13 protein-coding genes, 1 tRNA gene and 1 pseudogene are annotated in these 25033 nt (G+C 65.5%); 5 read left to right on the plus strand and 10 right to left on the minus strand.

Annotated elements, in window-relative coordinates; all coding sequences use genetic code 11:
* Nucleotides 1–94: 94 nt before the first annotated feature.
* Nucleotides 95–1177 (minus strand): NlpC/P60 family protein, encoded by a 1083-nt coding sequence (locus ABZ624_RS35360; RefSeq protein ID WP_360098446.1) that lies wholly within the window; start codon nt 1175–1177, stop codon nt 95–97.
* Nucleotides 1178–1346: 169 nt separating this feature from the next.
* Nucleotides 1347–2363, minus strand: a complete 1017-nt coding sequence (locus ABZ624_RS35365; RefSeq protein WP_360098448.1) for a SidA/IucD/PvdA family monooxygenase — start codon at nt 2361–2363, stop codon at nt 1347–1349.
* Nucleotides 2364–2680: 317 nt separating this feature from the next.
* Here ABZ624_RS35365 and ABZ624_RS35370 point away from each other — a divergent pair.
* From ABZ624_RS35370 to ABZ624_RS35385, 4 genes are all read left to right on the plus strand, one after another.
* Nucleotides 2681–2755, plus strand: a tRNA-Leu gene (locus ABZ624_RS35370).
* Nucleotides 2756–2908: 153 nt separating this feature from the next.
* The gene (locus tag ABZ624_RS35375) at nt 2909–5764 is read left to right on the plus strand and encodes an AAA family ATPase (protein ID WP_360098450.1); all 2856 of its coding nucleotides are present in this window, start codon (nt 2909–2911) and stop codon (nt 5762–5764) included.
* Between the two features lie 244 nt (nt 5765–6008).
* On the plus strand, nt 6009–13253 hold the full coding sequence (locus tag ABZ624_RS35380; protein ID WP_360098452.1) for an amino acid adenylation domain-containing protein: 7245 nt from the start codon (nt 6009–6011) through the stop codon (nt 13251–13253).
* The gene (locus ABZ624_RS35385; RefSeq protein WP_360098455.1) at nt 13250–14413 is read left to right on the plus strand and encodes an FAD-dependent monooxygenase; all 1164 of its coding nucleotides are present in this window, start codon (nt 13250–13252) and stop codon (nt 14411–14413) included. The genes ABZ624_RS35380 and ABZ624_RS35385 overlap by 4 nt, the downstream gene beginning before the upstream one ends.
* A 30-nt stretch (nt 14414–14443) precedes the next feature.
* Here ABZ624_RS35385 and ABZ624_RS35390 read toward each other — a convergent pair whose 3' ends face one another.
* From ABZ624_RS35390 to ABZ624_RS35420, 7 genes are all read right to left on the minus strand, one after another.
* The gene (locus tag ABZ624_RS35390; RefSeq protein ID WP_360098457.1) at nt 14444–15139 is read right to left on the minus strand and encodes a L,D-transpeptidase family protein; all 696 of its coding nucleotides are present in this window, start codon (nt 15137–15139) and stop codon (nt 14444–14446) included.
* Between the two features lie 91 nt (nt 15140–15230).
* A complete protein-coding gene (locus ABZ624_RS35395) occupies nt 15231–16595 on the minus strand; it encodes a hypothetical protein (RefSeq protein WP_360098459.1) in 1365 nt (454 codons plus the stop codon).
* Between the two features lie 801 nt (nt 16596–17396).
* Nucleotides 17397–17726 (minus strand): hypothetical protein, encoded by a 330-nt coding sequence (locus ABZ624_RS35400; RefSeq protein WP_360098461.1) that lies wholly within the window; start codon nt 17724–17726, stop codon nt 17397–17399.
* An 813-nt stretch (nt 17727–18539) separates the two neighbouring features.
* The gene (locus tag ABZ624_RS35405) at nt 18540–19352 is read right to left on the minus strand and encodes a hypothetical protein (RefSeq protein WP_360098463.1); all 813 of its coding nucleotides are present in this window, start codon (nt 19350–19352) and stop codon (nt 18540–18542) included.
* Between the two features lie 189 nt (nt 19353–19541).
* On the minus strand, nt 19542–20855 hold the full coding sequence (locus ABZ624_RS35410) for a hypothetical protein (protein ID WP_360098465.1): 1314 nt from the start codon (nt 20853–20855) through the stop codon (nt 19542–19544).
* Nucleotides 20856–22239: 1384 nt separating this feature from the next.
* Complete coding sequence (locus ABZ624_RS35415; protein WP_360098467.1) at nt 22240–22884, minus strand: transposase; 645 nt, start codon at nt 22882–22884, stop codon at nt 22240–22242.
* Nucleotides 22881–23480 carry a helix-turn-helix domain-containing protein gene (locus ABZ624_RS35420; protein WP_360098469.1) on the minus strand — a complete coding sequence of 200 codons (600 nt, stop codon included), beginning with the start codon at nt 23478–23480 and terminating at the stop codon, nt 22881–22883. Before ABZ624_RS35420 ends, ABZ624_RS35415 begins: the two co-directional genes overlap by 4 nt.
* A gap of 113 nt (nt 23481–23593) precedes the next feature.
* Between ABZ624_RS35420 and ABZ624_RS35425 the strand changes: the two are divergent.
* Nucleotides 23594–23701: pseudogene (locus tag ABZ624_RS35425) on the plus strand (IS5/IS1182 family transposase); the annotation flags it as partial.
* Nucleotides 23702–23761: 60 nt separating this feature from the next.
* Here the strand turns inward: ABZ624_RS35425 and ABZ624_RS35430 are convergent.
* A complete protein-coding gene (locus ABZ624_RS35430; RefSeq protein ID WP_360098471.1) occupies nt 23762–25024 on the minus strand; it encodes an acyltransferase in 1263 nt (420 codons plus the stop codon).
* Between the last annotated feature and the right edge of the window lie 9 nt (nt 25025–25033).

Genomic DNA, 25033 nt, shown 5'->3' on the forward strand with positions numbered 1-25033 from the left:
ACGACGTGCACACACCCAAGGAAGCACCGCCAACGCAACGGCAAAAGAAGAAGACAACCACCCCAAAGCCCCGCCGCACACGTTAAAGATCAAGTCAGGCGTCTGGCCGTACGACTCCGAGGATGGGCATCGCGCCGGCACCCGAGACCGTCACCGTACGGCCGGGACGCGGGGCCTGGATGATCTGGCCGTCGCCGGCGTACATCGCGACATGACTGGCGTCGTGGAAGTAGATGATGAGGTCGCCGGGGCGCATGTCCTTGATGTCGACGTGCCTGAGCTCCTTCCACTGCTCCTGCGAGGTGCGCGGAATGGGATGACCGGCCGCCGCCCAGGCCTGGGAGGTCAAGCCGGAGCAGTCGAAGGAGTCCGGACCCTCGGCACCCCACACATACGGCTTCCCCAACTGGGCCGTGGCGAACTGCACTGCCAGCTTGCCTTGTGCGGAGGCCTTGCCGTCGATCTCCTTGAGGATTCCGGTGCCCAGCCAGGCTGTCTGCGCCCGGCGAGCAGCCTCCTGTTCCAACTGGGCCAACCGATCCTGCTCCCTCTTCTCCAGTCGGGACTCGAGCTTCTTGGCCTCGTCGATCTGCTGCTGAATCTTCTTCCTGGCCGCAGCCTTGGTCCTGCGGTCGTCCTCCAGCTTGTTCCGCTGCGCGGAGGCGTCCTCGGCGTACTGCTTCAAGTCCTCTTGCGTGCGTGTCATTTCGACGATCAGCTTGCTCGTCGCCCGCTGTCCCTGCAGCATCGCCCCGGCTCCGTCCAGGAATTGCTGCGGATCGTCGCTGAACAGGAACTGGGCGGTGGGCGGCAGCCCGCCAGTGCGGTACTGGGCGCGGGCCGCAGCACCGGCCGCGTTCTTCAAACCAGCCAGTTTCTGCTGCGCCTGGACGATTTCCTTGGACAACGCGTCGATGCGCGCTGACTGCCTCTTGTAAGCCTCCTGTGCGGCGTTGTAGGCATCCGTGGCGACGGCCGCGTCGTGGTAGAGCTGGTCGAGCTTCTTGCGGACAGCCCCCGGGTCCATGTTCTGTGGGGAGATGGCAGAGGAAATGGGCGCGGGCGACGCCGGCGTCGGTCCCGGACTCGTGAAAGCCGTGCCAGACGCCGCCACCACGGTGGCCACGCAGATCACGGTCACAGCCGTTGCGAAAATGCCACGCTCGCCCGGTCGCATGCCCCTCTGCCTCACATCCGGTTACTTTCAGTTACCTTATAGATGTGCACCAAGTGGGCCTATGACGGAACGTAATATGGCAGGGGTAGTCGGATGTCAGATTTCCCGCTTGGCCGGGGGAAGAGGCCGCGCTTGTGCGATGCCGCCCAACTGCGTTGAGGATCCTTCCCTACAGGGCCCCGACCGGAGAGACTGGGTTGTAGGCGCCATGCAGATCGGAGAGGCCGTATTGATCGCGGCCAAGCAACGCGTTGATGATGGTTGCGCTGCGCCAGGCCGCTAGGCCCAGGTTGAAGACGCCCGGCCCGGGAATGTCAATTTCCGCCTTGTGCACGAACAACGAACCGCTGATCTGCGGTGTGAGAGCGACTCGGAAGTGGGAGTCAACTGCATAGCGGCCGGGGGAATCCCACTCGATGAAAGAAACCAGAGGATCAAGGAAGGCGGGAGAGGTAGGCATGTCGCCTCTTTCGAGGACAATGCGGTCGATGGCGCAGCTGTCGTAGATCTCGGTAATCGTTTCATCGAATCCGCTGCTCTTGCCGTGCCGCCATTGCTCAGGGATGGGGACATTTCCGCCCTTTTGAGGCTGGGCGTTATCAGCGTTCACGTGGTGCGGCGAATCGCGCTCCGGCCTCTCCCATGAGCGCTTGAGGAAAACGTCGGCTGTGGCTGCGCCCTGTCCAGACGGCGGAGTCGCCACAGGCGCGGCCCCCGCACCGAGCACGACGTTAGCCGCGCGCTCCACGGTTTTTCGTCCGCACGAATCCATGTGCTCGACGTGAAAGAGCCGGTCCTCCGCGTCCCACCGAACAGACTGGACTGACCGGCCGAACACGCAAGGCGGCAAAGAGCCGACGACCCACCGACAATAGTGTTCGTACTCCTGACGAGAGATATGAGTCCGCCTCAATGAAAGAAAAGGAAATAGGAGATTGTTCGCCCTCAAGTACGAGACGAAAGACCATCGGCTGGTGGGATCCACAAGAGTCACCAGATCGCCGAGCAGGGGGATACAAGCCCGCACTTCCTCGGTGCGCAGGCCTACGTTCCAGGCGAGTCTGGATTTCGCCTCCAGAAAGAGGACACGCAGGTCGGACAGGGGTTCGGCAAGAGCGGCCAGGCTCGCATTGAACGAGTCGATCCCCACGCCAATCAGATCATACGGTTCGGCCGGCTCACTCATTTCATTCCTTACGCTTTTGCGATGTTTCAATTTAGTGCGGGCGACCGGGTTCAGTAAGCAGTAATGTACACAGAAGGGGACCTCTGGATACCCGCGGGATATGTCTCACATCTCAACCTTTGAGTCAGGGAGGCTTCTTGAGTGTGCCTGGTCCCAGGCGCCGCCCCGCGATGCAGCTGTCCACCTGTGAGGGTGACCGCCAGAGCGGGACACTCGCATGTGACCGGGCTCACCGTCACAGCCTCCGTCGCGTCGCGTCCAACCCATAAGAGGCACACCGCAGGCCGCCTTCACGAGAGGACCCTGCATGAGCCTCGGCCCGGGTGGCGCAACTGGTAGACGCAACCGCCTTAAAAGCGGCACAAGTGCGGGTTCGAATCCCGCTCCGGGCACCCACCACCACAGCCGGTGATGCCGTTTGCCAGGCATGCGGCAAGAGACCCGCTTGCGTACGGCGGCCGGGGCTTGCCGCAGGTGAGCCGCGATCAGTTCATACTCTCCCTCGAGGAATTCACGGTACGGCCTTCGGGGAAGGAACATCGTTGGTGGAACTGATCGAGCGCGTCGATCAACTCGCTGAGCTGGAACACTTGGCCCGCCGCGCACGGGGCGGAACAAGTGGCGTGGTTCTCATCGAAGGCTCTCCCGGCTTGGGGAAGACGGCACTGCTCCACGCATGGACCGCTCAGGAGCGCCTTCGCGGCGTCCAGGTTCTGGGAGCACGTTGTTCCGCTGACGAGCGACACTTGCCCTTCGGAGTCGTACGGCAGCTCTTCGAGGGGACGCCGGGAGCCGAACATGTCCCCCTGGCCGGAGCCGCACCGGCGCCGCCCATGCTGTTTGAGGTTTTCAATGGCCTGCACCAGACGATCCGGGGGCTGGGCGGGGACCAGGCGATGGTGATCGCCGTGGACGATCTCGAGCTGTGCGACGAGCAGTCCATCCAGTGGCTCGGCTACCTCACTCGCCGCCTCGACAGCGTACGCGCTCTCCTCGCGGTCACCTCTACCGTGGCCGGGACGACCACACCTGCCCCTGGGGGGTGGTTCGGTCACGAGGTGCTGAACCACCCTCGATGCCGGCGAATAGAACTGCCTGCGCTGTCCGTCGGGGGGATCGACCGGCTCCTCGGGCGGAGTATCGGCACGCAGCCCCACGACGGCCCGCCTGACTCGTACCGGGGCGACACCCGCCTCGCCGACGCATTTCAGGCCGCCACCGGCGGCAACCCTCGGCTGGTGCACGAACTACTGAGTGCCATGCGCCGTCCGCAGCCGAGCAGCAGGGGCTGCTCGCTGAGTGAACTCGCCGAGTTAGCAGGGCAATTGCGCGTCCGGATGACACTTGCCCGGATTCGCCGGGAGTCGGCGGAGACTGCGGCGCTGGCCCGATTGGCGGCCGTTGTCGGCGAGGCTGCCGACGCGCGCCTCGTCGCCGCTCTTGCGGGCTTCGACGAGCGAGCCGCGGCTGTAGCCCTCCAAGGTCTGGAGCGCATAGGAGTGGTGCTGCCCAGCGCCCCCGGCCTGATCTTCACCGACCCGGCCCTGCGCGCAGCGCTGGAAGACGAGGTCACCATGGCCGAGCGGTCCGCACTCCGGCTCCGCGCCGCCCAGCTGAGCCACGACGCCGGCGCCGGCAACGAGCAGGTGGCCGAGCATGTGCTGCGTGCTGCACAGCCGATTGCCGAGCCATGGGTGGTTCCCGCCTTGCGCGCCGCCGCGGGAGACGCCCTCCGCCGTTGTGCCCCGGACGATGCCGCGGCGTACTTGCGCCGCGCGCTACGCCAACCAGTCTGCCGGAAGGAGCGCGAACACCTGCTTTCCGACCTCGGCCGCGTACTTCTCTACCGGGATCCTGCCGTTGCCTGCAGGTACCTCAGCGAGGCCGTGGCCACCGCGGACGATCCCAACCGGCGTGGCCGACTGGCCGCTTTGCTGTCCACTGCTCACTTGCTTTGCGGGAGACTCGGCGCCGCCGTCGACGTCCTTGTCGACACCGGGGCCAGCCTCTGGTCCACGGTCGCCACTGACGAGGCGCCCGACAACGCTCCGCTTGTATGGCAGGAGATCGAGGCACTGTTACGTGTTCAGTGCACGCTGGCCCGGGCCACCGGGGCGCAGTACCGCCTGCCCATCCCTGCAAGCTCGCCGGACGCGACCGTCACGAAGGCCCCGCCTCGAGAGTTCGCGGCGGGTGCCGAAGCTCTGCGACTGGGTGTCCAAGCCCTGGAGGCGGCGCTGACCGGACGCTCGTCGTCACATACCCGGGCGTTGGCCACCCAGGCGTTCCGGTCCGGCCTCATGGTCCGTGAGGGCTGTTCCGAACTCGCCTACTTCGTGGCACTCGGCTTGGTTTGTACGGACAATCTGTCCGACGCGGAAAGGGTCTTCAACGACATCGGAACCGGAGCGGGACGCACCGGCGCACGCATCTTGCAGGCAGCGGCCGCGCTGGGCCGCTCCATGGTGCATCAGCGCCGAGGCGAGCTACGAGAGGCACTGGCCACTGTTGCCCCGGCGGTCGACGAGCTCTTTGCGCTGCCATCCAGCTGCTTCCGCACCAGTGCGGCCGCTCACATGATCAGCGTACTGCTGGACTGCGGCCGGACGGAGGAGGCGGCGGCTCTTGTCCACGCGACAGCCGGGTACCAGGGCGACGGCGACATGGACGGCTGGGAGGACGCCGTGCTCAGCCTCGCCGGTGGTCGGCTGCGGGCGGCATCCGGAGACCTGCAGGGAGCGCTCACCCAAGTACTGGAATGCGGGCGCCGGCTGCAGCGGCACGGGCTTGCGAACCCGGCACTGCTGACGTGGCGGTCCGACGCTGCAATCTTGCTCGCCATGTTGGGCGAGCGAGAACCGGCCCGCCGCCTGGTTGAGGAGGAGCTGCAGCTCGCCGAGCGGTGGGGCACCCCCCGGGTGGTCGGGCGGGCGCTGTGGGCGCTGGGCGTCGTCATAGGCGGCGAGGAGGGCCGGCGCGCGCTGGCGGCTGCGGTCGCGCGCCAGGAGGAGGCGAGCGCCAAGCTTGACCTGGTCCGTAGTCTGATCGACTACGGCGTGGCTGAAATAGCCCTCGGCGATCTCGTCCCCGGACGGGCGCACCTGCGCCGCGCGGTCGACGTGGCGCAGCAGTGCGGGGCGGTCAGATTGGTCGAGCGAGCACGTGCTGAGCTGACCAACTCGGGCGCCCGGCCCCGCAGTTTGGGCGGCGATCGCTGGTCCACGCTCACATCGAGCGAGCTCCGGGTGGTCCGTATGGCCGCCGCCGGCGCCCGGAACCGGGAGATCGCGGCAAAGCTGCACGTCACCGCGCGCGCCGTGGAGCGCCATCTGACCAGCGCCTACCGCAAACTCGGGGTATCTGGCCGGGCAGATCTCGGCGAGGTCTTCGACCGTGTCTGACTGGGAGCTGCCTCCGGCGTTGTGACGTTGTCCGCCTACGGACCTTATGGCCGAGTTGTGCTGTGACCGTGGTCTCCAGGGCCTTCGGCGTACGCTCCGGCGTTTTGTTGTTCGGTGACCGAACGGCCACGTGCCGGGGTGCCACACCATTTTCGGCGTAACTTGCTCGTGTCATTATCGGCATGGTTTCGTTCCCCCGCGACGCGTCACCCCGTTTCACTGCGTTACTTTCGAAGGGACGACCATGAGTTCGGCCTTGCCAACGTCACTGACGGCATATCAGCGAGACATATGGACCGCTAGTTCTCACATTCCCGATATGCCCAGTTTCAATATCGGCGGGGCCTTACGGATTTCCGGTGAGGCAGATTTCGGTGTCCTGAAGGCGTGCTGCCGGAGAGCCATACATCGTAACGATGCGTTCAGGCTGCGCTTCACAGAGCGCGAGGGAACCCCCGTGCAGTGGCTTGAGGACGACGTGCCCGAGATTCGGATTGTCGATCTGTCGGCGCAAGACAACCCACAGGCCGCTTGCCGGGCCTGGATGGAAAGCGCGGCCCGCCGCCCCTTCGATCTGGATGGTGGACGGCCGTTCGACATCGCGTTGCTCCGCGAGAGCGAGTCCGTCGGGTACCTCTTCTTGATGGCGCACCACATCATCGTCGACGGCTGGGGCATGGACCAGTTCATGCGGCAGATCCTCTCGGACTATGCGCACGTCATTCGCACCGGGTCCGCTCTGGAGATCACGCCACCCTCATATCTCACTTATGCCGAAGACGAGTCCCTTTACCGCAGTTCGGCCGAGTGGCAGCACGACCGTGACTTCTGTCAGGAGACCTTCGCGGACTTCTCCGCTCCGCTCTTTCCCACCAAGAGCCCGGACCGCACCTCGGGTGGTGTCCGCCGCAGCGTCCGCCACACCTTCCTGCTCGAGCGGAAGCTCATCGACCGGATCCGCGAACGGGATGGATCCTTTTTCGCGTTCGTCACTGCGACGTTCGCGACGTATCTCTCCCGGTTGCATCGCTGCGAGGAGGTCGGCCTCGGGATTCCGTTGCTCAATCGCCGCGGGATGGCGGCGAAGCAGACCGTCGGCCATTTCGCCAGCGTGCTTCCGCTCCGTGTCTCCGCGCACAGCGGACTGTCGATGCACGACATCGCCGACCAGGTCGAGACGTCTTCGTTCATGATGAAGCGCCGTGAGCGGTTGGCCATCGGGGATCTGTTGCGTGCTCTGCCGTCGCACGACACCGGTCCCCGGCGCCTCTTCGACGTGACCATCTCCTATCTGCGGCTGCCCGGCCCCGAGACCATTCCAGGGCTTTCGGTCGAAAGAGTCGCCCTGTCGAACGGTCTCACCCAGGACGCGCTGACCGTCTACGTCCGCGAGTTCGACGACGTCGGCGACGTCCAGGTCGACCTCGACTACGCACTTGACGTCTTCGACGCGGACTTCCCGATCGAGGCGGCGGCCCGGCACATCAAGACGTTGCTCAAGCAGGCGGTGGAACAGCCCGACGAGCCGGTGGCGAATCTGCCGATGCTCACCCCCGAGGAGCACGACGATCTCGTCCGTGCCCGGAACTCGACCGAGGCCCCGTACCCGAGTGACAAGACACTTCATGGCCTCTTCGAGGAGCAGGTCGCCCGCACGCCCGATCGGATCGCTGTCGTCGCGACCGCTGCGCATCCGGCGTTGACCTATGCCGAACTCGACGCACGTGCCAATCAGGTCGCCTGGAGACTGCGCGCCGAGGGAGTACGCCCCGATGACCGGGTGGCCGTACTCGTGGAGCGCGGCCCCGAGCTGCTGATGGCGCTGCTCGGGGTACTGAAAGCCGGTGGCGCCTATGTGCCCGTCGACCCGGCCTACCCGGCAGACCGCGTCCGCTTCCTGCTGAACGACAGCGGTGCCAAGGCCGTCCTGACCACCGGCCGGGTCACTCGTGGCGAGGGCGGATCGGCACTGTCGTCTGTCGTTACCGGTACTCGCGTGATCACTCTGGACGGTCTGCGGCGGGGTCCGGACAGCCCGCTCGAACCGGTGGCGGGACCGCGCAACCTCGCCTACGTCATCTACACCTCTGGTTCCACCGGTCGGCCCAAGGGCGTGATGGTCGAGCACCACTCGGTGGTCAACCGTCTGGCCTGGATGCAAAAGCGCTATCCGCTGGGTGACGGCGATGTGCTGCTGCAGAAGACGCCCAGCTCGTTCGACGTCTCCGTGTGGGAGCTGTTCTGGTGGGCCATCGCGGGGGCGCGCGTGGCCCTTCTGCCGACGGGCCAGGAGAAGGAACCGCAGGCCATCCTGCGTACGATCGCCGAACAGGGCGTCACCGTAGCGCATTTCGTGCCGTCCATGTTCGGCCCCTTCCTCGACTTGCTGGAGAACGACCCCGCTCTGCCGGCCACTGCCGAGCATCTGCGTTTCGTCTTCTGCAGCGGCGAAGCCCTGCCACCTGACCTCGTCGAACGGTTCCACCGGCTGTTCGCCGAGGCTGGCACGGCGGCCCCGCGGCTGGTCAACCTCTACGGTCCGACCGAGGCCACGGTCGACGTGTCGTACTTCGATCTCGCTCCCGGCCCCGAGGCCCCGTGGGCCACCGAGGTGGCCGAGGCCGTCAGCAGGGTGCCGATCGGCCGGCCGATCGACAACATCCGGCTCTATGCGTTGGGCCGGGACGACGAACCGCAGCCCGTCGGCGCACCGGGCGAACTCTGCATCGCGGGCGTCGGTCTGGCCCGTGGATACCTCGGCCGTCCGGAGCTGACCCATGAGAAATTCGTGGCGGATCCCTTCCATCCCGGGGAGCGCATGTACCGAACGGGCGATCTCGCCCGGTGGCTGGCGGACGGCACCCTGGAGTTCCTCGGCCGGATCGACGAGCAGGTGAAGATCCGCGGCCACCGCGTGGAGCTCGGCGAGGTGCAGAGCCGGCTGGCGGCCTGTCCCGGTGTGCGGAGCGCGGTGGTCGACGCCCGGACGTCCCGCGCCCGCGGCGTACACCTTGTCGGCTACTACGTCGCCGACAAGGACACCGACCCTGCGCTGTTGCGCTCCCATCTCGGCGCCACGCTGCCGGAGTTCATGATCCCGACGCATTTCGTACGCATCGACCGGATTCCGCTGACCCCGAACGGCAAGGCCGACCGTCAGGCGCTTCCTGCGCCGCCGCGTACCCGTGCCCTGGCGGATGCACGACCGCGGGATGCGGTGGAGACGACTCTCGCCGCTGTCTGGCGTGAGGTGCTGGATGTGGGTTCTGTGGGGATCCACGACAACTACTACGCGCTCGGCGGGGACTCGATCCTGATGCTCAGGATCCGTGCGGAGGCTGAGAGGCAGGGGCTGCACTTCACGCTCAGCGACATGCACCGCTACCCGACCGTCGCTGGGCTGGCCGCTCACGTGTCGACGGCGCCGGCCACCGCGGAGACGGCCGACCCCTGGCCGAAGCCGTTCGATCTCGTGCTCAGCGTGGACATGGCCGGGCTGGCGGAGGCCGAGGACGCCTACCCAGCCACGCGGCTCCAGCTCGGAATGCTGTACCACAGCCGCGAGCACGAGGAGACGGCCGTCTACCACGACGTCTTCCGCTACACCCTCCGAATGGACTGGGACGAATCCGCGTTCCGGCGGGCACACGAGCGGCTCGTGACCCGCCACCCGGTTCTGCGCTCCTCGTTCCGCCTGTCCGGCTTCTCCCAGGCGCTGCAGATCGTGCACCGCCAGGCCGACGCCGGAGAAAGCCTGCAGGTCGCCGATCTCCGCTCGCACTCCCCCGAGACGGCCGAGGCCGAGGTACGGGCGCACATCGAGCAGCGGCGCCATCACCGGTATGTGTTCGACAAGCCCCCGCTGTGCCTGTTCCGCGTGCACGTCCTACCGTCCGGCGCGGTGGACCTGGTCCTCAGTTTCCACCATGCGCTTCTGGACGGGTGGAGCGTGGCGAATGTGCTGTGTGAGCTGCTCCAGGACTACCTGTGCGCCCTCGGCAAGGACATAGCACCAGTGCCCGAAGCCCTGCTGCCGTCGTTCGCAGCCCATGCGCTCGACGAGCGACGCGCCCTGGCCTCCGAGGAGAGCCGACAGTTCTGGCACGATTCGCTCGGCGAAGCATCGCTCGCGTGCCTGGACACCTTCCAGCCGCACGAACCTCCCGGTGAGAGCGGTCTGGTCGTACGGCATATCGCCCTGCCCGACCAGCTCACGGCAGAGGTGCACCGTTTCGCACATACTCATGAAATGCCCGTCAAGTCCGTGTTGTTCGCCGCACACTGCCTCACACTGAAGCTGCTTCAAGGTTCGGACGGGGTCGTCACGGGACTGGTCACCCATGGACGCCCGGAGCACGCCGGGGCGGAGCGGACCGCCGGACTGTTCCTCAACACGCTCCCGGTGCGACTCAGCGGCACCGCGCGGACATGGCTCGAAGCCGCGCGCGAAGTGCAGAGCAGCGAGCGCGACAGCCAACCGCACCGGCGCTATCCGCTCAGCGCCATCCAGGCGGGTCACAACGGCGACGCCATGCTGCGGACCGCGTTCAACTACGTCAACTTCCATGTCCTCGGGCCATTGCTGCGCTCGGCGTACCTGCGCCTGGAGGGTCTCGAAGTCTGGGAGCAGACGGACCTCCCGCTCCTGGTCAACGCGATCACCGACCCCCGGGACGGGCACCTGGAGCTGCGGATCGACTGCGACGGCAGCGTGTTCACCGCGTCCCAGGCCGACCTGTTCGGCCGCCGGTACGCCGAGATCCTGCAACGGATCGTGCAGCACCCGTACGAAGAGGCCGGCTTCGGCTTCCTCACCGAGGAACCCGGTGACGTCGTGCGCCGGTTCGAGCGCCAGGTCCTGCGCACCCCGCGTGCGGTCGCCGTCTCCATGGCCGAAGAGCGGTGGACATACGAGGAGCTGGATCAGGCCGCCGACCGAGTAGCGCGACGACTGCTCTCCCTCGGTACGCCGCCCGGGGCCCGTATCGGCATCGCCATGGACCGCTCACCGGCGATGATCACCGCGGTCCTGGGCATCGCAAAGGCGGGTGCCGCCTGCGTACCGCTGGACGTCAGCTACCCCCAGGAGCGGATCGCCGCCATGCTCGCGCAGACACGGCCGTTCCGCGTCATCGCGCACGCCGGTCACGCCCATCTGGTGCCAATGGAATCGGACGTACTGCCCGTCGAGTCGCTCCTTGCGGGCGCAGGGCGCGGCACGCACACGAGCGAGCCGCCGTTGCCGCCCATCGCGCCGCGGAGCACCGCGTACGTGCTCTTCACCTCCGGCTCCACGGGCCACCCGAAGGGCGTGGCCATGCCGCACAGCGCCCTGGCCAACCTCGTGGCATGGCAGAACCGGGCACCGAGCGGCGCCGTCGGCGCCACCACACTCCAGTTCGCACCCCTCGGCTTCGATGTCTCATTCCAGGAAATCTTCTCCACGCTGTGCGGTGGCGGCACCCTCCTGCTGGTCCCCGACGAGCTGCGCCGCGACATGCCCGAGTTGCTGCGCCTCCTCGATCGGGAGGGCGTGGAGCGGGTCTTCTTCCCCTATGTCGCGCTGCAACAACTCGCCGAGGCCGCCGATATGCTGGGCCTGCATCCACGCCGCCTGCGGGTCCTGGTCTCCTCCGGCGAGCAGCTCCGCGTGACGGAGGAGATCCGCAGGCTGTGCGCCGCGCTGCCCGGCTGCCTGCTGGAGAACCAGTACGGGCCCACGGAGACACATGTGGCGACGAGTTACCCGATGTCGGGGGACCCGGCCCGTTTCCCGGCTCTTCCCCCCATCGGACGGGCCATCGACGGTGTTGAAGTGCGGGTGCTGGACGACCAATTACATCCGGTGCCCGAGGGCGGTAAAGGCGAGATCTACCTCGGTGGTGACTGCCTCGCCGAGGGCTACGAAGGACAGCCCCAGCTGACCCGGGAGCGCTTCATCCCGCATCCTCAGGGACCGGCCGCTGCCCGGCTCTACCGCACCGGCGACCTCGGTCGGGTGCTGCCCGGCGGCGCCGTCGTATGCCTGGAGCGGGCTGATGCACAGGTGAAGATCCGCGGCTTCCGCGTCGAACCCGGCGAAGTGGAGCTGGCCGTCAAGAAGCTCGCCGGATACCAGTCGGTCCTGCGCGAGGTCGCGGTCGTGTCCCGCTGCCCGAAGGGCGCCCCAGCCTTCCTCACCGCATTCCTGGTCGGCGACGAAGCCTCACTCGATCTCGGCGACCTCAGGCGGCGGCTGTGCACCGCACTGCCCGACTACATGGTGCCCTCGCGGTTCATCTGGCTGCCGAGCCTGCCACTGACACCGAACGGCAAGCGGGACGACGCCGCGCTGCGCGCCGTGCCCTTGGCGCCGGCGGCCGCGTCCGCGGAGCACGTCCCACCACGCGACGGATACGAAAGCAGCCTGGCCGAGATGCTCTCCGAGCTGCTGCACACGCCGACGCCGGGGGTGTACGACGATTTCTTCGAGCTCGGCGGGACCTCATTGACGGCCATGCGGCTCGTCACGATGATCGAGGAACGATACGGAGTGAACGTCCCGCTGTCCGCCTTCATCGAGGCACCGACAGTCGATGCGCTCGCCGACCGGCTGCGCTGCAGCAGCGCGGTGCGGAAGTTCGACCCCCTCGTGCCGGTGCGCAGATCCGGCACACGGCCGCCCCTGTTCTTCGTCCACCCCATCGGCGGCAACGTCCTGTGCTACGCCCGCCTGACGCGGCACCTTCCCGACGACCAGCCCGTCTACGCCCTTCAGGCGGCAGGAGCCGAACCGGGAACGGAACCGCTTCGCAGCATCCCCGACCTCGCCCGCAGCTATCTCGACGCGATCCGGAAGGTGCAGCCCGAGGGCCCGTACACGCTGGGCGGCTGGTCGTTCGGCGGCTTCGTGGCCTATGAGATGGCACGTCGGCTGAAGTCCACCGGGGCGGCTGTCGAACGCCTCGTGCTCCTCGATTCGATCACTCCGGGGACGTTCCGGAGCGTGTCCGAGGAGCAGCTGTCCGAGTGGTTCCTGTGGGAACTCCTCCGGCTGGACGGCGGAGGCGACGCTCCGGTGCCTGCCCTTCCCGCGGGGCTGAGCGAGCAGGAGCGGTTCGACCACATCCTGCGACGCGCGGTGGAAAGGGGTGCCCTGCCGCACGGCGCATCGACCGCCCTGGTACGCCGCCTGTTCCGAGTGTTCCGGGCCAACTGGCAGGCGCTGCTCGACTACCGTCCGGGCCTCTGCGACCAGGAGCTCACCCTCCTGCGTGCGACCGCGCCGCTGCCGTCGGTACTTGAGCGGGCGCACAACGCCGTCGGCAGCGCGCACCGCGACCCGGCAAACGGCTGGAGGACGTGGACCAGCGGCCATGTCGACGTCGTCGACGTCCCCGGTGACCACCTCCAGCTCATGGAGGAACCGTATGTCTCCATCGTCGCGGAACGCATCCGTGAGGTGACCAGGCGACCCGAGCGGGGACCGGAAGGAGAAACGACAGCATGAAGCGGGGGCGGACACCCAAGGCGCTTGTCATCGGCGCGGGGATCGGCGGCCTCACCACCGCTGTCGCCCTGCGCCGGGTCGGAATCGAGGTCGAAGTGTACGAGCGGGCCAGTGACCTCTGGCCGGCCGGCACCGGACTGTCGCTCATGAGCAACGCACTGACCGCCCTGCGCTCCATCGGCATCGACCTCGGGCTGGAGCGGCGCGGACGGGCCATCGAAACCTTCCTCTTCCTCGATGCCGCTGGACGCCTGGTCAGGAAACTGCCCCTCAAGGAGATCGGCGACCGGCTCGGAGTGCCGAGTGTCAACATTCACCGGGCCGCCCTGCAGCAGGCTCTCCTTGAGGAGCTGAGCGACAGGTCCGTACGCCTCGGCGCCTCCGCGGTGGACTACACATCCACGGCGCACGGTGTCCGGGTGCGGTTCACGGACGGTCACGAGGCACAGGGGGATGTGCTGATCGGCGCCGACGGCATTCGTTCCGCCATACGCCGTCAGCTGGCCGGGCCCGAGGAACCACGCGAACCCGGGTACGTCTGCTGGCTCGCGACAGCGCCTTTCTCGCACCGACGGTTCACCGAAGGCTGTGTCCGTCACTACTGGGGTTCCGGGCAGCGCTTCGGGCTCATCGACATCGGCCACGGGCACGCGTACTGGTGGGGCACGAAGAACATGCCGCCGGCGACCGCACGCGCGTGGAACGGCGGCAAGGGCGAGATCGCCCGGGCCTATCTGGGATGGGCGGATGAGGTGCAGGAGGCGATCCGGGTCACGCCCGAGCACGCGATCATCAGCGTGCCTGCCCAGGACCGTCCCTTTCTCGAGCGGTGGGGCGAGGGACCCGTCACGCTTCTCGGAGACGCGGCCCACCCCATGCTGACAAGTCTCGGTCAGGGTGCGGGCACGGCGGTGGAGGACGCCGTCATCCTGGCCCGCAGCCTCGCTTCGGCAACCGACCCCATACAGGGGCTGCGCACCTACGAGTCGATGCGCCGCGCCCGTGCCCGGCGCATGGTCCACCTCTCCCGCAGACTCAGCATGATCGAGCAGTACGAGCGCCCTCTGCCGCGCATGCTGCGCGACGCGTACCTCCGCTGGGTACCGGCGCCCGTTCTCTACCGTCAGAACGCGTCCCTGTTGACCTTCGCTCACGCCTGATGAGGCCAAGGTGGCTTTGGGTCAGCCCCGTCAGGTGCCCGGCTTTCGGCCGTACACGTATACGTCGTCACCCTTCTTGAGCAGCGCCCAGTACCGCCTGGCATCTTTGCGGGTCATGTTGACGCAGCCGTGCGAGCCCGGCGGGTTCCACATGCTCAGGTTGACCGAGTGAAAGGCCTGTCCGCCGTCGAAGAACTGGCTGTAGGGCATCGGCACGTTGTAGAGGGTCGAGTAGTGGTCGATGTCCCGCCAGTAGATCCTTTTCAGCCCAGTACGGGTCTCGTAGCCCTCTCGGCCGGTGCGCACGGGCACCGGCCCGTAGACGAGCCTGCCGCCGTCCTGGATCCAGCTCAGCTGGAAGGTGAGGTTGAGGCAGGCGATCCGGCCCTTGTTCACCGGGCACTTGCCGTCCTTGTTGGGGCTTTTCTCGACGGCCTTCTGCTTGTTCATCAGGTCCATCACGCCCCAGGTGACAGGCCCCGCATAGCCGATGTCGGGGGTGATTCCGTGTTTGTCCTGGAAGGCCTGGACGGCCTTGCAGTCGGCGGCGGACTGCCTGCCGTCGACCGGCCGGCCTAAGAACTTCTCCGCCTGCTTCTGGTACGGCCCCGGCATGACTGTACAGCTCACGGCCATCGCTGGTACGGAGCCGAGCGCGAGGGCAGGCGGTGCCATCAGTCCGGCGATCCCGAGAACGACGGCGCCTTTTCCCTGTATGCCACTCATGGCTGATCTCGCCTTTCGCGTGCACTGTTCACGTCTGTGGTCGTCCCTCACATATTAGATAGGGCAATGAGTGATCAAATACAGACAAAGGTCAGCGCTGCCGGGAAACCAGCTGTCTGCGGGCCAAGCGGAAGACAGCCTTGAGCAACTGCACGACGACCATGGTCAGTCCGGCAATCGGCAGAATCAGCAACACGATCTGAAGGGCGGACGCCCCCGCAACGACGTAGTCTCCGGAGGCAGCGGCGCCGGCCACCAGCACTCGGATCCTCTGCCAATCGACCCGAATGAGACCAGGCAACTGCAGGAGGACATATCCCAGCTGCAGGGCGAGTGCCGGAACAACACAGACCACCCACAAGGTCACCATCGCCTGGGGCCACCGTTTGAGGGCTCGCAGCCGCTCGTCCGGCGGCTGCCGGAACAGTACTCGCCTGATGATGGGGCCGATGTACTTGAACAGATCCGGAATGCCGACCAGATCAGCGATGATGTAGTAGCCGTCGAACCGGAGTGTGGGCAGAAGCTGTTGGAAGATTTCCAGGTTGACGGAGAGGATCGCCACGAGAAGGGGCTGGAACCCCGTCGCCACATAGGCCAGCACCAGGACGTTGACGAAGATGGCGTTGAAGTAGACGCCGCCCAGGTCGGCACGGATACGCCCACCGCGTCCCAGCCGGTAGGAGTTGGTGATGTCTGTATAGAAGGCCGGCCACACCAGGTAGATGCCGCACCCCATGGCACCGGGCCGTACCCCGCCGTACCGGCAGGCCGAGGCATGGCCCATCTCATGGAACACGCAGGAGACAATGGCCAGGAGCACCACGAGCAGAAAATTGGCCGGAGAGAAGAGAACACCCTGAAGTGCCCCTGCGGTGTCCTGCGCCCAGAACCAGACTTCACCCCCGAAGAAAGCCGGGATCAGCAGAAGGACCGCCACCGGGCGATGCAGCCACGCGAACAGCCCGGAGAGGAACCAAGTGACGCTCTCCGAAAGTACCTCCATCCGGAACCGGAACGCGAGGAATGGGTCGGCCTTGGTGCGGGGTGGAGGCGGTGAGCCGTCGCAGTACGTGGTGATTCCGAGGGGCGCGAGTTTCTGGTCGACGAGGAAGGTCACGTGCTCGGCGGTGTAACGCCGCCCGGATTCCCGGCTGAGCTCATCGGCGATCTCAGTCACGGTGGGACGGCCGGCGCCGTGCGGTTCGCCGTTGGGAGCGAGATGGCAGCCGCCCAGCATCTTTGCAATGGAGTACAACAGCGCGGGAAGGCGCACGAGTTGTCCATCAGAGCGCGATACTAACTGTGGAGGCTCACGATAACCCGAGCCGTCGAACTCACCGACCAGTTCCGTTCCTTCGACCAGGGCGGGCCTGGCTGTGCCGTTCATTCCAGACGGCTTCTCTTCGGGAGAGAGGGCGCCATTGGCGGCAGAGGTCAGTGGCCATTGGCTCATGGAACTCTCCAAAACGAGGCGTTGAGACATGGCGACGGCAGAACCAGCGAACACCTTCAATACTGCTTCCAGTCATCGCCGCTTGGTCTCCCGCACACTGCCCTGCGCGTACCGACGGTGGTCCAGAGCCACGGTCGGGCGGGGACCGGGTGCTGGCACGGAAGATGGAGCACTCCCGGCAGACGGCGGGGGCGGCCCTGACAAGACTTCCTCGGGTTCCACTTGCCGCAGACCGCGGCGACCGGGCGTCTGCCGAGCACGGCTCAACAGAAGTGTGGGCATCTTCCGCCCGCCCGTGCGCCTGTATCCAGACGTGACTGAGCACGAGGGCCGCGGATCCCGCGCCGGTGAAGCGGCGAGCCGAAGGAGCACGCAATCGCCGGCACGTATAGCGACATTGAAGTCGAAACCGAGCCTGCGCCCGATGTGCCACGATTCACGGCCGCCATGCCCCTCGTTGCCGGCAAGCCGTCGGACCTGGGCGTCCAGGACGCTGGTGAGGTGGCAGAGGAAGGACTTCCCCCTGATCACGGCGCCTTCCCCTTCTCCGTTTCCGGCGCTCCCCGAGAGAGAAGCAGTACACTTCCGGCACATCGACGCCGCAACGATGGCTGATGGCGTGAAGCCTCCAGCTCCCTCAATACCGCCCCCAGCAACATGTCGCTGGGGCGGTCGGCATCCCCGCATCACGCAACGGCATGACGCGGGGTGGCTTTCGAAGGGCTGCGGAGAACCGGGGAAGGACGGAATTCCAGACCTCCCCCGGCCCGTCGCCGATGCGAGGGAGCTAGCGGCTCAGGATCAGTAGCTCCTGACCGTCGCCGGCATACAGGTGAGGCTGGGCACCGTGCTCTGACCCTGGCCGATGGACTGGCAGGTCGATTGAACCGTGTCGCTGTGCTGGCTACCGCCGAACAGGCCGCCGAACATGCCACCGCCGAAGCCGCCGGCACCGCCACCACCGGCGGCAGCGGCGCTGGAGCTGCTCCCGCCGGCGTCAGCGTCAGCAGACTGATGGCCGTGGCCACCACCGAAGGCTAACGGGAGCATCACGTTACCCATGACAGTTCGCTCGGGCAGCACCTCACCCACGAGCAGGTCCAGTTCCTCAAAGCGGATTTCAGTTTCCATAGTTTCCTCTTCTTCTCGCGTTTTTACGCTTGCCCCCATTCTTAAGATACATCTGCGGCCAGATTTCGCCGCTATTGAAGTGCGAGGGCAAGTAAATCATCCGGTTGGACGGCACGGCTACTCCATTCGGGCCTTATCTCCGTCAGTAGCTGTGCGGCCACCCGGCGAGTCTGCGGCCTCCCTCACCGTTGTCGACTCAGCAATACCACCAGCTCGGCGGAAAGGCGAAGTCCCCGGGGTCACTCTGAGATGTGATCGCCGTGGCAATGCTGCACAGGTCTTTCGCTGCCGTGTTCGGGTCGACCTCACGGGTCTTTTGCTCGAATCGTGTGATGTCCGCACCAGTCCTGGAAATAAGTCCCAACGGTTCCGTACCCGGGCCCGACAGGCCTTGCATGCACTTCTGAGAGGTGGGGGGGCAGGCACTGATGGCCTGTTTGCCGCCTGCAGCGGCAGCACACGCCGGAGGAGCCGCGTGGCCCTTGGGCGGGCTACAGGGATCGTCGGCGTAGGCGATCGTCGTGGCAGGAACGGTAAGCGCGGCCAGTCCAACGGCAGCAGCCAGCATGCCGCGGGCGAGTGCAGATCGATACATCAATACTCCCAACGTGTCCAAGAGTGGTCTTGTGAAATTGCGGTAGCCGTTGCTGGCGGGGGTATCCGCGGTGACCGCGAGATGCCGTCGGATCGGAACCGCGGGAGATTTCCGCTTCGCCGGCACGAGATCACCACCGACAGGATGTGGCCACGCAAGGGGGCGTGAGCCCGTCACACCCTGGGCTGGTGCCCCCACCGCACGGCGAAGAAGATCGATCACTTTTTCCTGGAACGCACGGCACTTGATTTTTTCGGCTTCGTTGCGCGGAGCGGCGCGGAGCGTGCTGCAGGCCCCGCCCCGGCAGCGGGTCGGGTATCGAGGCAGGCACCCATTGGAGCAGTATAGGTTTGCGCTACAAAGGAGCTTGATTGGAGGATTGACGGCTCGTCAACCACGACGTTCTTGATGTACTTGCTTGTGCCGAGTGCCTTCAGCGTTCCTTTAACCCGGTGACCCATCTCCTGGTAACCCCAGATGAGCACATCGCCCGCCGGAGCGGTCGCTTCAACCTCGGTATCACTCCTGACACTATTGTCCCAGGTTCTGCTGTCAGTGCGACCCGCAGAATTCTCATATTCCTGATCAGACTCTTTACTGCCCGTACTCTCACTGGAAATTGAGCCGCTGAGCGTTCCCCGGGTCTCACTCTCGGTGCTGTTGGAAGAGGTCGCTTTTTGCATTTCCTCATTGTAGGACCTGAAATTTTTCCGGATGGTTTGACTTCCCTCCGCCGTACCAGAAAGCTCGACCTGCGAGGAGTTTGAAACCCTTCCTGTATCAGTCGCCCTGCCGTTGATTTCACCTTCAATGTTGTCCGTGATTCTCGGCCAGAGCGTAACGCGCCGTTGAACGCTGACGTCCTCGTCGGTGCAATTCAGGAAAGCGTTACCCACCGAAATAACGCCGCCTCGGTACTCCCGCACTGCATCAACGATGAATCGGCAGCCCTTACCTTGCTTGCAGAGGTCCGTGACCTCTTTAAGGGAAGACAGGGGCTTCTTGCCGTCAAAAGCCTGCGCCTTCGGCATGGCGCGGTCGTGCTTGTCCGCAGCACTCGAGGGTGCGGCAGCGAGAGATACTACGCTCATGGACATCAATGGGACCAGTAGCGTGTACAGAGCCTGAATCCGGAGCGGTGAAGTACCTCGCGACCGTAGTGTGCCGTTCAACCTGTTCTCCTTGCCATTCGCCTTGCTTGAATTCACTGCCACTGATGGCTAGCGGTCCTTCAGCTTCAGCAGGAAGCTTCTGGTCGCCTTCATCTCTGATTGCGGAGGCACAGCTACGGGCGCACTCCTCAGGTCTGGCGTAATGGCTGTCGGCCGGTCTGAAGTACACATGGCAAATTCGGCATCCGTCATGGGGCCTGTGCGCTGGTACCAGCGATCGGAGAGTGTTTCGGACGGGACATCGAACGTCGAGAACAGTCTGTAAGCGTTACGAGGGCTGGTGAAGTAGCCCACGACTCGCTGTCGGGCAGGCTCGAGCTCGACCCAGCTTGCTTCCCCGGGCTGAATCCGGGGAGCCACGGTCCTCTTCACATCTCTCTTCCAAGTCCACGGCGAATTGGTGGCTTGCTCAAACCCGCGATCGACCTGACTCGCCAACTTCGGCTTTCCCTGCGAAATGTCATCCGGGGGAATCATCGCAAGGTCGTTCTGTGCGTAGTACCGAGAGATACTATCGAAAGGTTTCTCCGAGTAATCCACTTCGCGCTCGTCGTCGAACGAATTCCTGCCGCAGTTAAGGTGCACCTCCCCGACCACCCTGGCCTTGTCATAGTATTTATAAGAGGATTGCGGATCCATTGTGAAAGAACATTGAGTGTCGCTGCCGCTGCAATAGTCCACCGCCGATTGAACCGAGAGAGGCTCATTCTCGTTGTAGGCTTGGGGAGCAGGGAGCGCCACCTTGGGGATCTGGGTGTCCGGGGGGGCTGGCAGTCGAACTGCACGCACGTTTGCCAACATGGGGCCGCAAGAGCCGCTTCCCTGCGGCATTTGCGAAGAGAACGTTACTTGCGTGTTGTCCTTGGCCGCGGTGAATGTGTATGTCTTGTCCAATTCCCAGTTCTGGGTACCAACCGCGGACGTGCCCTTTGTAGTCACTTCCTGGCTGTGCTGGCCGTCATCAATCGTGAACTTCTGGCCGTCCTTTACCTGAGCGAGAGTGCAACCCGTGTATCTGCTGGGGCTGTCGTCGAACGTAAGGGTGACTTTGTCACCAGCATGGACTCCCCACAGATTCGTATACAACTTGGCGGGGCCACCGCCGTAGTTGAGGTTCGCAGCCTGAAGCTGTTGGGGATGTTTGGCCGCATCCACAGAGATCGTTGTGCCATTCCCACCCCAGTGGGCCGGCGGCGCGAAATTCCAGTTTGTTCCGATGACATGCGGGGAGGAGAAATCGCCATTGGGTACCGGTACGGCTACCGATGACTGGGCCGAGGCGGGAGGCGCTGTACAGGGGAGTGCGAAAGCCAGGGCTGCACCCGCGCACGTCCCGCCCCGCAACCAAGTCGAAAGTTTCATGATCATCTTCCTATGAATAAGTAATCGGTACGGGCACACCCATCCGATCGATGACAGAAATTGACCCAAAGTGACGAAAGCCGTCCGGTCGCAGGAAATTCCTCGACAGACCCACGGATACACATAAGCGATACATATCGTGCCGTGGTATTCGGACGGCCTTAGCTCTTGCTCGAAGCCTGGATATCGGCACACCGCTGGCAATGAGTTGCGAAGGCGATGCACTCGCGCTCGCCCTGCTCTTCCACACAAAGAGAACCATCCGCCCACCCGCATCATGTGCCGACCGCCTCATGCACCGCGCGTCGACGACCGACCCATTCGAAGGATTCCTCTCTTGTACGCAGAGCGCCGCCAGGCCAGACAGCGATGGAGGCATGGGACGACGTCATTTGCCAACCTCTTGAACTGGCATATAGATGAGGGTGTGTGCGATGCGAGGCTGACGTGCTGCTCATCCGGTTGGACGCGCTACTCATCCGGTTGGCGGAGCGACGGTCTCGTCCCTATGACCACCTACGCGCGGTGTTACTTCGGCGACCAACGACCATAGGCCCTTGAGTACTTCCGCATACATGGTGCGAGCTCGTCCCAAGCTGCCGGGAATGGTCAGCAGGTAATTGCCAGACCTGATCAGCGGTCGCTGGGCCGGGTGCTTTCGCCTTCCGCCCGGCGTGCACACGAACAGGACCCCGGACAACACCTCCCGCGCGTTCGGCGCCCCGGGCCGGGCAGCCCTCGACCGGCTGGGTGCCGACTCCGGCTGCAACGGCTTGACCAGCCGGCTGCAGTTCGTCAGGGACGAACCACGTCCGAGACCGCTGCTTCCCCACGAGCAGACCAATGACCAGACAAGCCAACGGTCACATGATCAACGGCCTTTGTCAGCGCCAGCCAGTCACCGGCCGGACCTCGAGTGTTCGGCCCCCAGGATGCTATGGGCCCCAAGGAACCGGCAGACCGACGTGCCATACTCAGGAAACACCCGTACGGCAGACATCGGGATGACCCGCTTTCCCGTTGACTCAACTATGAGCCATCTCCTGCCTGACGCTCCTACCCCGATCTACGACGCCCTGTACGCCCAGTGGCAAGCGAACTTCCGTACGGTCCCTGGAGAACGAGGACCGGATGACCACTGGTTCCTGCCTTCCTTCCGAAACAGCACACCAGCTGAACTCCCGCCGCCGACTCCGGCGCGAGGCCTCCTTCCGGCGATGCCTTGGCAAAGGGCCAGCTACGGCGCTCGCACGGCCATCCCGGTGCCCGTTGCTCCGCTTGCGCTCCCAGCCGCCGGCTGGTGACGCGGAGCGTCTGACGAGCGATCGGAGACAGAAACGGTTCTCCTTCGAAGCCACTCCTCGTACACGCACTCCGGGGCCGGTTACAGCCTGGTCTTTGACCGGTCAGTGGATTTCCGTACACACGCCCGTCCGGCTCCGACCGCGGGCTTCCTCAGAAGCCCTGTCTGCGTACATCTGCCCTTCGTCGGCGTATTCGGCATGTGCATTCTGGGCGAGTTCAAGGGCAAGCGCCTGGTGGACGGTGCGGGTCTGCCCCAGATCCACGGTCGGGCGCGGGCGTTGAGCTGGGCTGTGGCCACTTCGGTGGCGTGGGTGATGTGGTCACGGTCGCCGAAGGAGCGTCCGGCCAGGGCGGTCTTGCGGAAGATGCGCCACCAGCCCTCCTGGAGGTTGAGCCAGCAGGCGCCGACCGGGATGAACACGTGCCTGATGCGGGGATGGTCCTCGAGCCAGGTCCGGGTCGGCACGCTGTTGTGCGAGGACAGATTGTCGGTGATCAGGTAGATGTCTCCGACGGGGTTGGCGTCCTCTACCAGCTGAAGGAGCTGCTGGTAGAAGGCGCTGTTGCGGGAGGTGGCGGTCATCGTGACCGCTTGACCGTCGCGGACGCGCAAGGCGCCGTAGACCCAGGTTTTCTCCGGTCCGCGGGAGTAGTCGATCTCGTTCTTGATGCGGTGCCCGTCCGGTGACCAGCCCGGCGCCGGCGGGAAAGCGCGGGAGATCACCGGCCCGAGCTCGTCGGCGCAGACCGTCGCCCCGGCGGACGGACTGGTGTAGAGCTCGACGATCCGTGTCCTTTTCCCTCGAAGTCCGCATCTCTCGAGCGCGTCCATGAGCGCGTGCGCCGCCAGCGCACGCCCTCGGCCAGCAGGATCCGGCGCACCTGAGAGCGGCTGACCTCGATGCCCAGGTCCCGGGCCGCGGCGGCCAGCGCGTCCAAGGTCCACTCCGAGGGACCTGCCTCGTCCGCGGCCCACATCTCGTTCGACGGCTGCACCTCCAGCCGACCTGGCGGCGTCAGCTTGACCAGGCCGACGATCCTCGAGCGTTCGGCTTCGGTGATCCTTCGCTTGCGGCCCTGCCCGCCCAGATCCTCCAGGCCCTCCAGCCCCAAGCGGTTGAAGCGGTGCAGCCAGCGGCGCACCGTCTTCTGACTGCACCGCAGTTCGTCGGCGATCTGCGGGACCAGCCACCCGTCCCAGCTCAGCTCCACCATCCGGCAGCGCTCCACCACATCCTTCGGCGCCCTTCTGGCCGACGCCAGGCGGTGGACCACCGCTTGCTCACTCTCGTCACGGCCTGGCCGTGCCCTCAGCACCATGACCCAGCACCCGCCCCCGAGCACCCGTAACCACCCGCTACCGGCAGCTTTACCCACCGAAAGGCGAATCCAGCACTAGGAATGGCTCGCTCCGCCCGACCAAGAAGGTAGGACGGTCCAAGTCCTGGCGGATCCTGCACCGAGCAGGCTGCTCCACCCGCCGCATCAGCCGCACCGTCCAAGCCATCCACACCCTCTTGAACTGCGACTATGCAGGATGAATGGCCATCCGCAAGGAACTCCTCGTCGTGCACGGTCAGAAGGCATCCGTACCAGGCCCGTCAGGGGGCTTTGGGTCCGGTCACCACCGGGCCGTTCTCGGCGTCCATGGGAGCCGTCACCGGTAGCGACGTGGCACCCGCGAGCAGTGCGCAACAGACGGCGAGGACGGGCAGAAGGACACGCGGACGGAGGTCGCGGGCCCTGATCGGCTGCTCGACCAGGGCATAGCTCAGCGTCGCCAGAGCGAGGGCCGCGGTGAACCCGGTTGCGGCGCGGGCGGTGTGGGAAAGTTCGGGGAATTCGATCCCGAGGAAAATCCAGACGGGCCAGTGCCACAGATAGATCGCGTAACTGCGCAAGCCCACCCATTGCAGGGGAGCTGCGCATAGCAAGCGGGAGAGCGCACCGGGAGTGGTGTGTGCGAGGGCATTGACGACTACGGCCGCGGCGAGGCCGGCGACCGGAAGCTGCCACATGTACAGATCCGCCGAGTCAATGTCGGCTGTGGCCCACTGAACCCCCAACACCGCGACGGAGACGGCGGTGAGCGCAGCGGTCAGGAAAACGGGAGGGCGGACCGGGCGGAGCGCGACGACGGCACCGAGCAGGAGAGCACCAGCCCGGGTGTCCGTACCGAGATACGCGCGCTCGGGAGCGCCTGGGACGTACCAGTGAAGGGCGAGGGTGTAGCTGGCGCCTGCGCCGATGACCGCGGCCACGGCGAGAGCACGGCGAGAGACCCTCACAGGGAGGAAGGTGAGTGCGGCGGCCAGGGCAAGTGGCCACACCAAGTAGAACTGCTCCTCGACGGCAAGAGACCACAGGTGGTTGAGAGGAGCGGCATCCAGACCCACGGACCAGTACCCGATGTGGGCCGTGATCGCATACCAATTGGAAAGGTAGGTGAGGGCTGCAAGGGTCTGTCCGTTGACTGTGGGCCGCAGGCCGGGAGGGTCCTGGATCAGCATCCACGCCTGTACGGCCGCCACCACGAGCAACATCGCGGGCAGGAGGCGTTTGGCACGGCGGTACCAGAAGTCGAGTCGTGCGGGGCGCAGATCCTTCTCCCGCTGGGTGACCAGCAGTCTGGTGATCACGAACCCGGAGATCACGAAAAACAGGTCTACGCCCAAGAACCCGCCCAATAGGGGCAGTTGGAAGTGGTAGGCGACGACGCCGAGAACAGCAAGCGCTCGCAGGCCGTCGATCGACGGGATACGGGAGGAGCCCTGGAGATCCGTCAGCGCATCGCGGGTGAACTTCCCCGAACGCACTCCCAGTTCCGTCAGCGGGGCGCCGGTTCGTGCCGACGCCGTCTTCATGGCGAACCT

The sequence above is a fragment of the Streptomyces sp. NPDC007205 genome, assembly GCF_040634095.1.
Lineage (GTDB): Bacteria > Actinomycetota > Actinomycetes > Streptomycetales > Streptomycetaceae > Streptomyces.